Source organism: Paraburkholderia caffeinitolerans, assembly GCF_902859945.1.
GTDB classification, from domain to species: domain Bacteria; phylum Pseudomonadota; class Gammaproteobacteria; order Burkholderiales; family Burkholderiaceae; genus Paraburkholderia; species Paraburkholderia caffeinitolerans.
This window is the reverse complement of the sequence record NZ_CADIKL010000003.1, coordinates 296,231-310,310: the sequence shown is the minus strand read 5'-3', so window position 1 is coordinate 310,310 and position 14,080 is coordinate 296,231. Positions and strand designations below refer to the sequence as shown.

The 14,080-nt window shown below is 64.0% G+C and carries 14 protein-coding genes; 4 read left to right on the top strand and 10 right to left on the bottom strand.

Translation table 11 applies throughout. The features are described 5' to 3' along the window. From HV773_RS04640 to HV773_RS04625, 4 genes are all read right to left on the bottom strand, one after another. Positions 1-123 (bottom strand): thiolase family protein (locus tag HV773_RS04640; protein WP_484555905.1); only part of this gene is annotated, 123 nt, incomplete at its 3' end. Between the two features lie 130 nt (positions 124-253). Then, the gene (gene phaC, locus HV773_RS04635; protein WP_129562101.1) at positions 254-2,089 is read right to left on the bottom strand and encodes a class I poly(R)-hydroxyalkanoic acid synthase; all 1,836 of its coding nucleotides are present in this window, start codon (positions 2,087-2,089) and stop codon (positions 254-256) included. Between the two features lie 588 nt (positions 2,090-2,677). Next, positions 2,678-3,568: a peptidoglycan editing factor PgeF gene (gene pgeF / locus HV773_RS04630; RefSeq protein WP_129562102.1), complete on the bottom strand. Its 891-nt coding sequence runs from the start codon at positions 3,566-3,568 to the stop codon at positions 2,678-2,680. Further along, positions 3,565-4,827: an RluA family pseudouridine synthase gene (locus HV773_RS04625; RefSeq protein ID WP_129562103.1), complete on the bottom strand. Its 1,263-nt coding sequence runs from the start codon at positions 4,825-4,827 to the stop codon at positions 3,565-3,567. The genes pgeF and HV773_RS04625 overlap by 4 nt, the downstream gene beginning before the upstream one ends. Before the next feature lie 41 nt (positions 4,828-4,868). On the opposite strand from HV773_RS04625, the gene HV773_RS04620 reads away from it, so the two are divergent. Then, entirely contained in the window at positions 4,869-5,765 is an 897-nt protein-coding gene (locus HV773_RS04620; protein ID WP_129562104.1) for an outer membrane protein assembly factor BamD, read from the top strand. 128 nt (positions 5,766-5,893) lie between these two features. Here the strand turns inward: HV773_RS04620 and rlmD are convergent, their stop codons facing one another. After that, positions 5,894-7,249, bottom strand: a complete 1,356-nt coding sequence (gene rlmD / locus HV773_RS04615; protein ID WP_129563335.1) for a 23S rRNA (uracil(1939)-C(5))-methyltransferase RlmD — start codon at positions 7,247-7,249, stop codon at positions 5,894-5,896. Positions 7,250-7,616: 367 nt separating this feature from the next. Between rlmD and HV773_RS04610 the strand changes: the two genes are divergently transcribed. From HV773_RS04610 to HV773_RS04600, 3 genes are all read left to right on the top strand, one after another. Further along, complete coding sequence (locus HV773_RS04610) at positions 7,617-7,823, top strand: hypothetical protein (protein WP_129562105.1); 207 nt, start codon at positions 7,617-7,619, stop codon at positions 7,821-7,823. A 137-nt stretch (positions 7,824-7,960) separates the two neighbouring features. After that, a complete protein-coding gene (locus tag HV773_RS04605; protein WP_129562106.1) occupies positions 7,961-8,308 on the top strand; it encodes a hypothetical protein in 348 nt (115 codons plus the stop codon). Positions 8,309-8,374: 66 nt separating this feature from the next. Further along, positions 8,375-9,262, top strand: coding sequence for an endonuclease/exonuclease/phosphatase family protein (locus tag HV773_RS04600; protein ID WP_129562107.1), 888 nt, complete (start codon positions 8,375-8,377; stop codon positions 9,260-9,262). 66 nt (positions 9,263-9,328) lie between these two features. On the opposite strand, the gene HV773_RS04595 is transcribed toward HV773_RS04600, so the two are convergent. From HV773_RS04595 to surE, 5 genes are read right to left on the bottom strand one after another with little or no spacing between them, the layout of a single operon-like run. Then, entirely contained in the window at positions 9,329-10,108 is a 780-nt protein-coding gene (locus tag HV773_RS04595) for a 3'-5' exonuclease (RefSeq protein WP_129562108.1), read from the bottom strand. An 18-nt stretch (positions 10,109-10,126) separates the two neighbouring features. Then, a complete protein-coding gene (gene rpoS / locus HV773_RS04590) occupies positions 10,127-11,203 on the bottom strand; it encodes an RNA polymerase sigma factor RpoS (protein WP_129562109.1) in 1,077 nt (358 codons plus the stop codon). Between the two features lie 12 nt (positions 11,204-11,215). Then, positions 11,216-12,094 (bottom strand): peptidoglycan DD-metalloendopeptidase family protein, encoded by an 879-nt coding sequence (locus tag HV773_RS04585; RefSeq protein ID WP_129562110.1) that lies wholly within the window; start codon positions 12,092-12,094, stop codon positions 11,216-11,218. Positions 12,095-12,099: 5 nt separating this feature from the next. After that, positions 12,100-13,215, bottom strand: a complete 1,116-nt coding sequence (locus tag HV773_RS04580) for a protein-L-isoaspartate(D-aspartate) O-methyltransferase (protein WP_129562111.1) — start codon at positions 13,213-13,215, stop codon at positions 12,100-12,102. Further along, complete coding sequence (gene surE / locus HV773_RS04575; protein WP_129562112.1) at positions 13,212-13,973, bottom strand: 5'/3'-nucleotidase SurE; 762 nt, start codon at positions 13,971-13,973, stop codon at positions 13,212-13,214. The genes HV773_RS04580 and surE overlap by 4 nt, the downstream gene beginning before the upstream one ends. Positions 13,974-14,080 lie beyond the last annotated feature (107 nt).

The window sequence follows — 14,080 nt, the reverse complement described above, 5'->3', positions numbered from 1 at the left end:
CGCGCGCTCCAGCGCCGCCTTGATGACCAGCGCGCCCAGATCGGGCGCGGCAATCTTTGCCAGCGAACCGCCGAATTTGCCCACCGCGGTACGCGCGGCCGAAACGATCACGATATCCGTCATTTTCAGTTCCTCCAGGCGGCGGGAAGTTGCGTTAGCCGCCTGCCCGTCACGTTAAAAACCCTTCACCGCGCATCACCGCAAAATTCGCGGCGCACGCTTCAGACCAACCCGACCTGCGCTTCGACCAGCCTCAGTCGCGCTGCTGCACGTAGCGCCCAGGCGCAGGTTCGATTTCGGGAAACTCCGCCGAGCCAGGCTGCGCGCGCGGCTTCACCTTCTTGCCACCGAACTGGTCGAGCCACTCGACCCAGGTCGGCCACCAGCTACCCGGCTTTTCCTCGGCCGCGGCGAACCAGTCGTCGGCCTCACCGGGCAGTTGCTTCGCATCGGCTTCGACGCTCCAGTAGCTGCGCTTGTTCTTCGAAGCCGGATTGATCACGCCAGCGATATGCCCCGACGCGCCCAACACAAATTTGAGCGGCCCCGAAAGCAGCGGCACCGAAGCATAGGCGCTGCGCCACGGCACGATGTGATCCTCGCGCGAACCATAGATGAAGGTGGGCACGTCGACGCGCGAGAGATCCACTTCCTCGCCGCACACGGTGAGCGCACCGGGCTCGCGCAGCTTGTTCTCGAGATACGTATTGCGCAGATACCACGCATACATCGGGCCCGGCAGGCTCGTCGAGTCGCTGTTCCAGTAGAGCAGATCGAACGCGGCGGGCGTGCGGCCTTTCAAGTAATTATCGACGACGTAGTTCCAGACCAGATCGTTCGGACGCAGGAACGAGAACGTGTTCGCGAACTCGACGCCGCGCATCAGGCCCGGCTTACTGCCATTCTTGCCCCCGATGGTCTGCTCGCGCATCTGCACATGCGCTTCGTCGATAAACACGTCGAGCACGCCCGTGTCGGAGAAGTCGAGCATCGTCGTGAGCAGCGTCATCGACGCCGCAGGATGCTCGCCGCGCGCAGCCGCGACGGACAGCGCCGTGGCGAGCAGCGTGCCGCCCACGCAGAAGCCGAGCGTGTTGATCTGCTCGCGCCCGCTGATGCTGCGCGTCGTCTCGATGGCGGTCAGCACGCCCTCCTCGATGTAGTCGTCCCAGCCTTTATGGATGATCGACGCGTCGCCGTTATGCCAGGAAACGAGGAACACCTGCTGGCCCTGCTCCAGCGCGTACGCGACGAGCGAATTCTCGGGCTGCAAGTCGAGGATGTAGTACTTGTTGATGCACGGCGGCACGAGGAGCAGCGGCCGCTCGCGCACGGTCGCCGTGCGCGGCTTGTACTGGATGAGCTGGAACAGCGCGTTCTCGAACACCACCGAGCCTTCGGTGTTCGCGAGATTACGGCCCACCACGAAGCGCGATTCGTCGGTTTGCGAGATCTTGCCGCGCGACATGTCGCCGAGCAGATTCATCACGCCCTGGCGCAGGCTCTCGCCATGGCTTTCGAGCAGCGCGTGCTGCGCGTCGGGATTGAGCGCGAGGAAATTGCTGGGCGACGCGGCCGCCGTCCATTGCTGAACCGCGAAGCGAATGCGTTCGCGCGTTTTTACATCGGTATCGATGGCGTCGACCATTTCATGCAGGTAACGCGCATTGAGCAGATACCACGCCGCAGTGAACGCATAGGCCGGCGTGGCCTTCCATGCGTCCGCGTTGAAGCGGCGGTCCTTGAGTTCGGGAGCCTTGGGCGAGGCGGCGGACGCCTCACGCAGAAGCTCGAGCGCGTCGCGCGAATATTCGGCCTGCAGATGCTGCAAACGCGAAGGCTCGATCGAGGCAGAAGGAAGCTTGAATCCTTCGAACGCGCCTAAAGCCGAGCGCATCGCAGCGGGATTCATCGCGGCATTGAACGCCGCCTGAGCGGGATTCGGAGCGGCATTCGCGGCGCCGTTGGCCAAGCCTTGCCAGAATGCGCCAGGCTGCGCCGCCTGGCCCCATTGCGGCATACCCGATTGCTGCGCGGCATCCATGGCGCTGCGCCATGCCTGCGTCCACGCATCGAGCATCTGTTGCATGCCAGCGGCGTCCGGTGTGAATTTCGGAATGAAAGACTGTGCACCGTCGGTTGAAGCGCCCGCACCCGGGGTAGTCGAGGAACGTTGAGATGCCGTCATGCCTGCTTTTGACCGATATGTCCCGAAGGACTGGTTGAGAGGCAGGTGGTCCGCGCGCGGCGCACTGTTGCTAACGTGAGCCTTGCCGCGTCCTGTCCCGTAGGTGAGGGACATTCTTGCTCCCCACTGCAAAGCATGTCAATGCTTGTGCCCGATTTTGCCGCACTGCGATATTTTTTTTATTATCGTTTTCCCGATGTAAGCCGTTCTTAAATTGGCTGACACAATGCGCCGCGCACGGCAGTGCGAAAAAAATCGCCTTGCGCGCAAGTGCTTGCAGTGCAATGAAGGAATCGCCCGGCTGATTTGAATTGCATGAAATACGGAGCTTCGCGCCGATAGTGCAATGCAGCAAAACAGGCCCGATCGAGCCTTAAAATCGGGGTTTGAAATACCAGGCAGGAAGCCGCGAATCGGAAATGAAGTAGCGGCTACCCGGGGCAAGGTTCAATACGTGATTCCGTTTGATTCAACGTGGCTCAGCGTTGCTCAAGGGGCGAGCCAGATGAGCGCCGCCATGCGCCCGGTCACGCGTTCGCGCCGATAAGAGTAGAACCGTTCACGATCTGTAAAAGTGCATAGCCCCCCGCCGCTGATATGCGTCACGCCGATTTCAGCAAGACGCAGGCGCGCCAGGCGCTCCAGATCGGCCAGATACTTGCCAGGCGCTTCGGAGCGCGGCACGAATGCCGCCGCTGTGCTGACGCGCACGGCATCGCGCTGTACACCATCAATGGTTTCGACGTGATCCATGAACGCAGTGCGCACGTCCTCCCCCACTTCGAACGCCTTCGGGCCGATTGCCGGCCCAAGGTAGGCGTGCAGTTCGCTCGCAGCGCAGCCCGCGAGCGTGGCCACGCGTTGCGCGGTTTTCTCGATGACGCCCGCAGCGAGCCCTCGCCATCCCGCATGCGCTGCGCCGACCGCCCGGCCCGCGCCATCGCAAAGCAGCACCGGCATGCAGTCGGCGACCATTACCGTGCAGGCGATGCCCGGCTGGTTGGTTACGCTCGCATCGGCCTCGAGCAGGGTACCCGCGCGAGCGGCCTCGAGCGCGACGGCCGCGTCTACCACCACTGGCCCGTGAATCTGCTTCAGCCACGCTGCCGGCACGCCCGCATAGGCGAGCAAGCGCGCGCGATTGGCTTCGACGTGCTCCAGGTCGTCGCCGGACGAACGGCCCAAGTTCAGGCCGCACGGCAACTCCACACCGTCTTCGTGTGCTGCATGCGCAAGCGATGCCTCATCGGCCTGCCAACGGCCGAACGGCGGCAAGCTCACGCCGCCGTTACGCGTGGTCACGATCGCACGCACGCGCGGCGTCACATGCCACTCCGGATGCAACAAATCAGCGGAGGTCAGTTCCGGACAGGTCGTCATGCGGGCTTGTTCTCCTCTTCGCCTTCGTCGTCTTCTTCGTCGTAGTCGTAATCGCCCTCGTCGCTGCCGATGACGTAACCCTCGTCGGTGTACGCGCTATCGAACATCTCTTCGTCGAAGCCGTATTCGTCCCCGCCCTCTTCGCGGCCGAAGCCGAGCGCTTCGATCAGCGCGTCCATGTCGTCGGGCACCTCCGCGCGCCATTGCATCGCACGGCCCGTAACCGGATGGATCAGGCCGAGACGCCACGCGTGCAGCGCCTGGCGCGCGAAGCCGCCAGGCAGCGCGGCGACCGAGCGCTTGCCACGCGCGTGCCCATACACCGGGTCGCCGAGCAGCGGATGGCCGATGGCCGCGCAATGCACGCGGATCTGGTGCGTGCGGCCCGTCTCCAGGTCGCAATGGATCGCGCTCACGGGCTGGTTGTGCCAGAGGGTCTTGTCGATGCGCCGGAAGTGCGTGCGCGCGGGCTTGCCCGAGGCGCCCGACACGACCGCCATACGCGTACGCTCGCGCGAATCGCGGCCGATGGGCGCGTCGATCGTGCCCTCGTCGCGAATATTGCCCCACACGAGCGCGAGATAGCGGCGCTTGACCGTGCGCGCCTGCAACTGGCGCACGAGATCGGTCTGCGCTTCGAGCGTGCGCGCGACCACCATCAGCCCCGAGGTTTCTTTATCGAGACGGTGCACGATGCCTGCGCGCGGCAGACCCGCCGCCGCCTCGCCATAGCGGTGCAGCAGGCCGTTGAGGATCGTGCCGCTCCAGTTGCCGGCGGCCGGATGCACCACGAGCCCGGCGGGCTTGTTGATCACGACGATGGCGTCGTCTTCGTAGACGACGTCGAGCGGCAGCGGCTCGGGAGTGAACGCGAGCTGTTCAGGCAGCAAATCGGGCACGAGCTCGATGACCGCGCCCAGCGGCACCGGCTGGCGCACCTTGGCCGGCTTGCCGTCGACGCGCACGCGCTGCTCCTCGATCCAGCCTTGCAGACGGCTGCGCGAAAACTCCGGAAACACTTTGGCGAGCACCTTGTCGAGCCGCTCGCCGGCAAGCTCGTCAGGCACCTCGACGCGGCGGGCTTCCTGCTCCTGCTGGGCGCGACGCGTACGCGGCGCGGCGGCGGACGTGCCGCCAATGGGGGCGTCATCACGCACCTGGCCGGCTGCTGCGTCATTGGGCGCATCGCCCAGGCTATAATCGCTGATGCTGTTTTGGGCGCCGGGAGCGCCGGCCCCCCGAATAACTGAACGGGTCATTGAGTCTGGGTCACCTGTGGACCTGTAGCTGGACTGGATAAATGCGAGCCTTGAACACGATTACGAAACTGGCCCAAGAAACAATGGCCCGAAACGCAACGCACACGGCGCGAGCACAAACGCTCGGCAAGATTGGCAATGTTATTCGCGTTGCCGCCTGCGGTGCCGCGCTCGCCTTGGTCGCGGCCTGCCACGGCCTGCCGCAAAAAACCGACGAAACGGCAACGTGGAATAACAACAAATTATATACGGAGGCCCAGGACGCGCTCTCCGGCGGCGACTGGGGCAAATGCGCGAAATACTTCGAGCAGCTCGAAGGCCGCGACCCGTTCGGCCGCTTCGCCCAGCAGGCGCAGATCAACGTCGCCTACTGCAGCTGGAAAGATAACGAGAACGACGCCGCCGACCAGGCCATCAATCGTTTCATCCAGTTGCACCCCGATCATCCGGACATCGCCTATGCGTACTATCTGAAGGGCATGATCCACTTCAACGACGACCTCGGTCTGTTCGGCCGCTTCTCCGGCCAGGACATGAGCGAGCGCGATCCGAAGTCGCTGCGCGAGTCGTATGACGCGTTCAAGGTTGTCGTCGACAAGTTCCCGAAGAGCAAATACGCGCCTGACGCGGCACAGCGCATGCGCTATATCGTGAACGCACTCGCCTCGCACGAAGTGCACGCGGCCGACTACTACTACCGCCGTGGCGCCTACGTGGCGGCGATCAATCGTGCGCAACTGGCGATCCAGGACTACAAGAGCGCGCCGGCAATCGAGGACGCCTTGCACATCATGATCCTCTCGTATCAGAAGCTGGATCAGCCGCAGATGGCCGAGGACACCCGCCGCGTGCTCGCAGCCACGTTCCCGGACAGCCCGTACATCACGGGCCACGCGCGCGCCGGCAAGGAAAGCAAGCCGTGGTACCAGATCTGGTGATCGCAGCTTCAGGCCAGTCCGCCCAATAAAAAATCGCCACGGAAATCCGTGGCGATTTTTTTTGCTGCTGCCGCCGCTAACGGTAATCGCGCTGCGGCAAGAACAGGCGCCAGAGGCGCCATCCTCGTTCAGTCTCGCTCGAACAGCGCGATCGACTCGACGTGCGACGTGTGCGGAAACATGTTGACCACGCCAGCGCCCTTGAGCCGGTAACCCGCTTCGGTCACGAGCACGCCCGCGTCGCGCGCGAGCGTCGCCGGGCTGCACGACACGTAGACAATGCGCGACGGCAACGGACCCTCGCCGCTCTTCGCGATCTCGGCGAGCGCCTGCGACACCGCGAGCGCGCCTTCGCGAGGCGGATCGATCAGGAATTTGTCGAACGCACCGAGCGCGCGAAGATCGTCGGCGGTGACTTCGAACAGATTACGGCACGCAAACGACGTATGGCCGTCCACGCCATTGGTGCGCGCGTTTTCGAGTGCGCGCGCCGTCAGCGTATCGCTGCCCTCGATGCCTACCACTTCGCGCGCGAGACGCGCGAGCGGCAGCGTGAAGTTGCCGATGCCGCAGAACAGGTCCAGCACGCGGTCGCCTGCCTCGGGCGCGAGCAGACGCAGCGCGCGGCCGACGAGCACGCGGTTGATCTGATGATTGACCTGAGTGAAATCCGTAGGCTTGAACGGCATGCGGATATCGAATTCGGGCAGCGTGTAGTCGAGCGCCTTGTCGAGCGGATAGAACGGAAACACCGTGTCCGGCCCCTTGGGCTGCAGCCAGAACTGCACGTTGTGCTGATCGGCAAAGGCGCGCAGCTGGTCTTCGTCGGCGGCGGTGAGCGGCTCGAGGATGCGCAGCACCAACGCCGTCACGCTCGATCCGACGGCCAGCTCGATCTGCGGCATGCGATCGCGAATCGACAGCGCCTCGACCAGCCGGCGCAGCGGCACGAGCATGGCCGAAACGTCAGGCGGCAGCACCTCGCAGCTCGTCATGTCGGCAACATAGCTGCTCTTGCGTTCGTGGAACCCCACCAGCACGCCGCCCTTCTTCGGCACGTTGCGCACAGTCAGACGCGCACGGTAGCGATAGCCCCACGACGGCCCGTGGATCGGCCGGAACATCGTTTCCGCACGCACCTTCGAGAGATGCATGAGATTGTCTTCAAGCACGCGCTGCTTGACGGCGATCTGGGCGCGCACGTCCAGATGCTGCATCGAGCAACCGCCGCAGGTGCCGAAGAACTGGCATTGCGGCCTCGTACGGATCGCGCTCTCGCGCAGCACGTTCACGACCTGGGCCTGCTCGAAGCTCGGCTTCTTGCGGTAGCTCAAATATGTGACCCGTTCGCCCGGCAACGCGCCCTCGACGAAGATCACCTTGCCGGGTTCGCCCGTTTCGGTGACGGTGCGGCCCACGCCACGCGCCTCCATGTCGAGAGACTCGATTTCCAGAATCGGGGCATGAGCAACCGACGCTTCGATGGATGCGCGTTTCTCGGCACGGCGCTCGCGCTTGCTGAGCTTCTTCGCGGGCACAGGCGGGGAAGCAGCGGCGGCGGATTCGGCACGGCCAGTTTCGGCACGGCCAGTTTCGGCGTGAACAGTTTCAGCTTGAGGGTCGGGGGCAGCTTGAGACACCAGCGGGTTCCTGACAGACAGTGAGGGGAATTTTCAGGCGAAGGCGAGATTGTAGTCGATTCGGCGTCTGCTCCCTACACGCGGCTGCGACACGCCCCCGCTCACCGCGGCATGCGCGCTTTCAAATTAATCCGATATTCGGCACCGGCACCGGTCAGTACGATGTTTCTCGCGATGTGCCATATGAGGCCAGCGCCCGAGACCCGACATCATGGACATACTCCTTTCTGATCAAGGCTTTGCGATCCCGCTGGCCATACTTTGCACCGCGGTCGTTTTGCTCGCCCCTTTTCTGGAAGTGCCGCCTCGTCGCGCCATCGCGCGGCGCAGATCGTATGCGGTCGCGGCAATCATGCTAGGTAGCCCGTTCCTGATGGTCGGCCTCATTTATCTCGTCGTCCGCTTCGTATTCGATTGAGTGTCCGAGTAAGCGGTCACCCATGCGTGCACACAATGCTTTGGATTCCCTGGCACGTTGAATTGAGACGAATCCGATAGGAAATCTCGCCCCGGGAGCGTACAGATAGCGCACCCATCATGATCCTCTGGTTTGAAATGAACAAACTGCTTTATGCGATGCTCGTCGCGACTGTCCTCGGTGCGAGCGCCTGCACCTCGCCGACGCCCGCTCCTGACGTGACGATTTCCTCCGTCACGCGGGGCATGACGCAAACCGAAGTCACCAAGCGCATCGGACCACCCGATCGCATCTTTGGCGAAAACGGCAGCGAGTGCTACCAGTACGCGCTCGGCGATTACGGAAGCGTCCCCTTCGCCGTTTATTTCAAGCAGCGCGCCGTATCGGCTAGCGCGCGCGGGAAATGCGACCTGGCCCTGGTGCGCGCGGCAGCCGGGCCCGCCGTGGCCTATCATTCTTCCGATTACGCGGTCATGCGCCGATAACCCGCTCGCAGCCACTCCGGAGTCCGGCGCTTCCGTCGTTCAATGATGCGTGAGCTGGAGCCGGCCATGAAACTCGTTAGCTGGAACGTGCAGTGGGGACGCGACGCATCCGGTGTCGTAGATCTCGCGCGCACGGTGCGCGAAGCCCGCCGTCTCGCCGACTTCGACATCCTGTGTCTGCAGGAAATCACGCGAGGCTTTCGCGCACTGCCGGGCGGCCCCGGCAACGATCAGTTCGCCGAACTGGCAGCGCTTCTACCCGGTTTCACGGTAATCGAGGCAATCGGCGCCGATCTGGGCGCCGATCCAGCCGCTGCGCCGGGCACTGGACCCGCGCCGCGCCGGCAGTTCGGCAATGCGATCGCCACACGCCTGCCCATCGCCCAGGTGTTTCGCCATCTGCTGCCGTGGCCCGCCGATCCTGCCGCACCGTCGATGCAGCGCGTCGCGCTCGAAGCGGTGCTCGATGTGTCCGGCGCGACTTCGTCGGGCGGCGCATTGCGCGTACTCGTGACACACTTGGAGTTCTATTCCGAGCGCCAGCGGCTCGCGCAGGTCGATGCGCTTCGGCAACTGCAGCAGGACGCCGCCGCCCACGCGGCGCACCCTGCCCCCGCCGAAAACACCGCAGGGCCGTTCGCTGGTACCGCGCGGCCGGTGAGTGCAATTATCTGCGGGGATTTCAACAGCGCCTTCGGCAGCGCTGCTTACACGCGTATGCTCGAGCCGCTAGCCGGCAGTCCGGCATTCGTCGATGCCTGGACGGCGCTGCATCCCGGCGCGACGCCACCGCCCACGGCAGGCGTCTTCGACACTGTGCAATGGTCCGACGGGCCGCTCGCCTGCGATTTCGTGTTCGTCACCGAGGATTTGCGTGGACGTCTCAAGTACTGCGAGATCGACGGCGCCACCGAAGCGTCCGATCATCAGCCCATCGTTCTCGAACTGGACTGACTCAGGGGAGTACCTCAGGGGACTAACTCAGAGGACTAACTCAGGGGACCAACTAAGCGCTGACCTTCACTGGCCGAACGCCTCCAGATATTCCTTCCAGTGCGCCGCGGGCTCGGCCGCGAGCGACTGCTTCACGAACGCGATTTCATCGTCGTATTCGCGCTCGGTGAAGCCGCCGCGCATCTTCTGGAAGCGGCAATAGAGCAGATACGTGTTGACCACATCGGTCTCGCAATAATTGCGGATTTCCTCAATATGCCCCTGCTGGAACGACGTCCACACCTGGCCGCCGTCCATCCCGAGCTTGCCCGGAAAGCCGCACAGTTTCGCAAGCGCATCGAGCGGCGCGTTGGCGCGCGGCTGATACATGGCGAGCAGGTCCATCAGGTCGGTGTGACGCGAGTGGTAGCGGCTGAGGTAGTTGTTCCACTTGAAGTCGCGGTCTTCCTCGCCCATTTCCCAGTAGCGCACGGCGCGGATGCCGTGCACCAACGCCCGATAATGCAGCACCGGCAGGTCGAAGCCGCCGCCGTTCCACGAAACGAGTTGCGGCGTGTACTTCTCGATGGTGCGATAGAACGAGTCGATCAGCTTCGCTTCGCCATCCTCGGGCGTGCCGAGCGAGCGCACGCGAAAGCCTTGGCCGTCGCGGAACACGCACGAAATCGCGGCCACGCGCTGCAAATGATGCGGCAGGAAATCGCTGCCGGTTTTCTCGCGGCGCGCGGCGAATGCGTGCTCGGCCACTTCGGCGTCGGTGAGCGAAGCGGGCAGATCTTCGAGACGGCGAATGCCGTCGACATCGGGAATCGTCTCGATGTCGAATACAAGTACGGGAACTGTCATTCAGGTTGACGCGAGGTTTTATAGAACGGCGTCCTTGCGCACGCCGTTCGAAGCGAAAAAGCGCTTGAGGCGCACCAGCGCTTCCTGCTGGATTTGCCGCACGCGCTCGCGGGTGAGGCCCATTTCGTCGGCCAGCTCTTCGAGCGTGGCGGGCTCGATATGGTTCAGTCCAAAGCGCCGCTCAATGACATGGCGATGCTTGTCCGAAAGCCGGCCGAGCCAGGCGCGCGTGAGCGTCTCGAGCTCGCGATGCTGCACCTCGGCGTCGGGCGACTGGCTCTGGTCGTCCGAGAGCAAATCGAGCAGGCTGCTTGCCGGATCGAGATCGAGCGGCGCATCGAGCGAAGCGGTGTGCTCGTTGAGCGCGAGGATGTCGGTGACTTCCTCGGTGGTCTTGCCCGTGAGATAGGCGATGTCGTCGATGCTCGCGTCGCGCCGGTCGGACGCCGAGTCGGCGTTCAGCGAATTCTTCTCCAGATGGCGCTTCGCACGCAGTACCTGGTTGAGTTCGCGAATCACGTGCACCGGCAAGCGCACCGTGCGAGCCTGGTTCATGATCGCGCGCTCGATGCTCTGGCGGATCCACCAGGTGGCGTAAGTCGAAAAGCGGAAGCCGCGCGTGGGATCGAACTTCTCGATCGCGTGCATCAAGCCGAGGTTGCCCTCTTCGATCAGGTCGAGCAGCGGCACGCCACGGTTCAGATAGCCCTTCGCAATGCTGACGACGAGACGCAGATTGCGTTCGATCATGACCTGCCGGGCCTCGAATTCGCCGGCCTTGGCAAGACGAGAGTAGCGCTGCTCTTCTTCGACGGTGAGCAGCGGCTTCACGCTGATCCGGTTCAGATAATGCTGGATGGTGTCGGCCGTGAGTTCGGCCTGCAAGATCGCGCGGAAGTCGTCCGCATCGGACGGCGCTTCCGCAGGTTCTTCATTTTCGCGGCCGCCCTCTTCCGAGGTGGACTCGCGCTCGTCGAACTCGCGTGCGTTCTCGAGTTCTTCGTCGTCGCCTTGCCGAGCGCCGTCCTCCACCGAAACCTGGGCGGCTTGACTGTCAGACTCGGACTGCTGCAGACGGCGCTTCGATTTCGGCATAGTCGGCTCGCTTTATTGCGGCGGCAAGTACTTCATAGGGTCGACGGGTTTGCCCTGACGGCGTACTTCGAAATGCAGCATCACACGGTCCGAATCGGTATTCCCCATTTCGGCGATTTTCTGACCCTTCGTGACCGCATCTCCTTCTTTTACCATCAAAGTCCGGTTGTGTGCGTACGCTGTCAAAAACGTCGCGTCATGCTTGATGATAATGAGATTGCCGTAACCGCGCAGCCCATTTCCGGCATAAACCACTCGTCCATCACCAGCCGCCTTGACCGGGTCACCGGTCGCACCACCGATATTGATGCCCTTGTTCTTCGCATCGTCGAAGCGGTTGAGCACCGGGCCACGCACCGGCCACGCAAGCGTAATGTTGCCCGCCGGCGCCGCAGCCATGTCGCCGCCGCTCGCCGGCGGCGGCACGGCTGCAACGGGCGGCGGTGCACCTGCGCCCGAGCCGTATATCGGCGGCATCGCTGCAGCCGAGCCCGACTGCGCACCCGGCGCCAGCGCAGCGACGACACCCGGCGCGCTGCTCGCACCATTCGGCGGCGCGACGCGCAGCAACTGATCGACTTCAATCTGATTCGGATTGGTGAGATTGTTCCACGTAGCGACGTCGCGGTAGTTCTGACCGTTTTCGAGCGCAATCCTATAGAGAGTGTCGCCAGGCTTCACCCGGTAGTATCCCGGAGGCGGCGGCCCGAGCGGCACCGCCGGCTGTGCACCCGCCGTCCCGAGCGGCGCAGTGCGGTCGACGACAGGTGCGTTGTCGAGGCGCGTTGCACAGGCCGTCAGCAGGCAGAGCGCGATGACCGAAGCACCGTTACGGGCTGCGGTCAGGTCAATATTCAAGCGTTTTCTTTGCATCGCGCGCAACATACTCATCGGTTTCAAATCACTCCGGATTTTAAAGGGACAAAGAAAACGCGATCAAGCCGCGACTCCCGCCACTGCGCAGGCCCCGTCCGCTCGACGAGCGTGAGCACCTGGGTCGTCTCACCCTGCTCCGCGACAGGCGCGACGAGCCGTCCGCCAATGGCAAGCTGTTCGAGCAGCGCCTGCGGCACCTCGAAGCCGGCGGCAGCGATCACGATCGCGTCGAACGGCCCCGCCGATGGCAAACCGAGCCGTCCGTCGCCATAGTGCAAGCGGATGTTCGGAATACGCAGTGGGCGCAGGTTCGTTTTCGCGCGCTCGTACAACGGCTTGATGCGTTCAATCGAATACACGTCGCGTGCAATCTGGCTCAGCACCGCGGCCTGATAGCCACAGCCCGTGCCGATTTCGAGCACGCGCTCGAGGTTGCGGCCCGCACCCGCGAGTTCGAGCATGCGGGCCACGACCGAGGGCTTCGAAATGGTCTGGTGATGGCCAATTGGCAACGCCGCATCTTCGTAGGCCTGGGTCGCGAGGCCTGGGTCGACGAACATGTGGCGCGGCACACCCGCAATCGCCTGGAGCACGCGCGGGTCGGCAATGCCATTCGCACGCAGGCGTTCGACCATGCGTTCGCGAACCCGTTCCGAAGTCAGCGCGTGCGCGCCATTGAGCGCGACGCCCGGCGCCCCCGAACTGGGCGCCACGCCGGTGCGCGCGTTGGCTGTGGGCCGTGCCTGGGCACTCTTGGCCACAGACGTGGTAGCAGAAAAAGATGCCGCAGCGCGCGGTGCAAGTTCGCTGCGGCGCACCTCGGGCTTGCGCGCGGGCGACGCGGCGGCGTGCAGCGCGCCCGGCGCTTTTGCGGGTTGAATGCCGTGCGCGGCAGACGACGAACCCGATGCGCCCGTCGTGCCCTTCACACCGGCGCTTTTCGCAGGCGCGGCTTTCGCCACGGGATTGACCGCCCGCTTCGCTGCGCCTGGTGCACCCGGCTGGCCTGCGCGCCCGAGCGGCGCACGCGCCTCGCCCGGCCGCCCATCGTGACGATCCTGGCCGTCATGACGCCGCGGCTCGCGCACGAGATCCGCGAGGCCGAGCGGGAAACGCTTCGTGCGTTCGCCCGTCATGAAGCGCTGCCGCCCTGACGCACCCAATCGTGCGTCGCTGGCAACATCTGCGTGTGTGTGAGGTCTAGTTGCAGCGGCGTGATCGACACATGGCCGTTCGACACCGCATGAAAGTCCGTGCCCTCGCTCGCGTCGCGCGCGCTACCCGACGGACCGATCCAGTAGATCGGCTCGCCGCGCGGATTGGTCTGGCGGATCACAGGCTGCGAAGGATGACGTTTGCCGAGACGCGTGACACGCCATTCGCCGAGTTCGTCGTATGGCAGATTGGGAATATTGACGTTGAGCAGCGGACTGCCCGGCAGCGGATTCGCCAGATAATGCGCGACGATGTCGGCCGCCACGCGTGCGGCGGAGTCGAGATGCACCCAGTCTTTATCGACGAGCGAGAACGCGATGGCGGGAACGCCGAACATGATGCCTTCGGTGGCCGCGGCGACCGTGCCCGAATAAAGCGTGTCCTCGCCCATGTTCTGGCCGTTGTTGATGCCGGACACCACAAGGTCGGGCTTGTGATCGAGCATCCCCGTGAGCGCGATATGCACTGAGTCCGTGGGCGTGCCGTTCACGTAATAGAAACCCGTGCTCGCCGAGCGCAGCACCGAGAGCGGGCGCCATAGCGTGAGCGAGTTGGAAGCGGCGCTGCAGTTCTGCTCGGGCGCCATTACCGTGACCTCGCCGAGCGGCTTGAGCGCTTCGTAGAGCGCAGCAAGGCCGGGCGCGAGATAACCGTCGTCGTTGCTGAGTAGGATTCGCATCCGCCGATTGTAACCGAGGATAGAAGGCAGGCGAACGACAGTCCGGTGTGCGCCGCGCCGCCGTGCACGGGCTGATTCGTAGTGCATTCCGGCGCGTATCGGAAATC

What these genes read in the sequence shown, in the direction of transcription:
- phaC (WP_129562101.1), bottom strand. Translation starts at nt 2,089, where the DNA reads ATGCAACAGATGCTCGATGCGTGGACGCAGGCATGGCGCAGCGCCATG.
- pgeF (WP_129562102.1), bottom strand. Translation starts at nt 3,568, where the DNA reads ATGACGACCTGTCCGGAACTGACCTCCGCTGATTTGTTGCATCCGGAG.
- HV773_RS04625 (WP_129562103.1), bottom strand. Translation starts at nt 4,827, where the DNA reads ATGACCCGTTCAGTTATTCGGGGGGCCGGCGCTCCCGGCGCCCAAAAC.
- HV773_RS04620 (WP_129562104.1), top strand. Translation starts at nt 4,869, where the DNA reads ATGCGAGCCTTGAACACGATTACGAAACTGGCCCAAGAAACAATGGCC.
- HV773_RS04610 (WP_129562105.1), top strand. Translation starts at nt 7,617, where the DNA reads ATGGACATACTCCTTTCTGATCAAGGCTTTGCGATCCCGCTGGCCATA.
- HV773_RS04605 (WP_129562106.1), top strand. Translation starts at nt 7,961, where the DNA reads ATGAACAAACTGCTTTATGCGATGCTCGTCGCGACTGTCCTCGGTGCG.
- HV773_RS04600 (WP_129562107.1), top strand. Translation starts at nt 8,375, where the DNA reads ATGAAACTCGTTAGCTGGAACGTGCAGTGGGGACGCGACGCATCCGGT.
- HV773_RS04595 (WP_129562108.1), bottom strand. Translation starts at nt 10,108, where the DNA reads ATGACAGTTCCCGTACTTGTATTCGACATCGAGACGATTCCCGATGTC.
- rpoS (WP_129562109.1), bottom strand. Translation starts at nt 11,203, where the DNA reads ATGCCGAAATCGAAGCGCCGTCTGCAGCAGTCCGAGTCTGACAGTCAA.
- HV773_RS04585 (WP_129562110.1), bottom strand. Translation starts at nt 12,094, where the DNA reads ATGAGTATGTTGCGCGCGATGCAAAGAAAACGCTTGAATATTGACCTG.
- HV773_RS04580 (WP_129562111.1), bottom strand. Translation starts at nt 13,215, where the DNA reads ATGACGGGCGAACGCACGAAGCGTTTCCCGCTCGGCCTCGCGGATCTC.
- surE (WP_129562112.1), bottom strand. Translation starts at nt 13,973, where the DNA reads ATGCGAATCCTACTCAGCAACGACGACGGTTATCTCGCGCCCGGCCTT.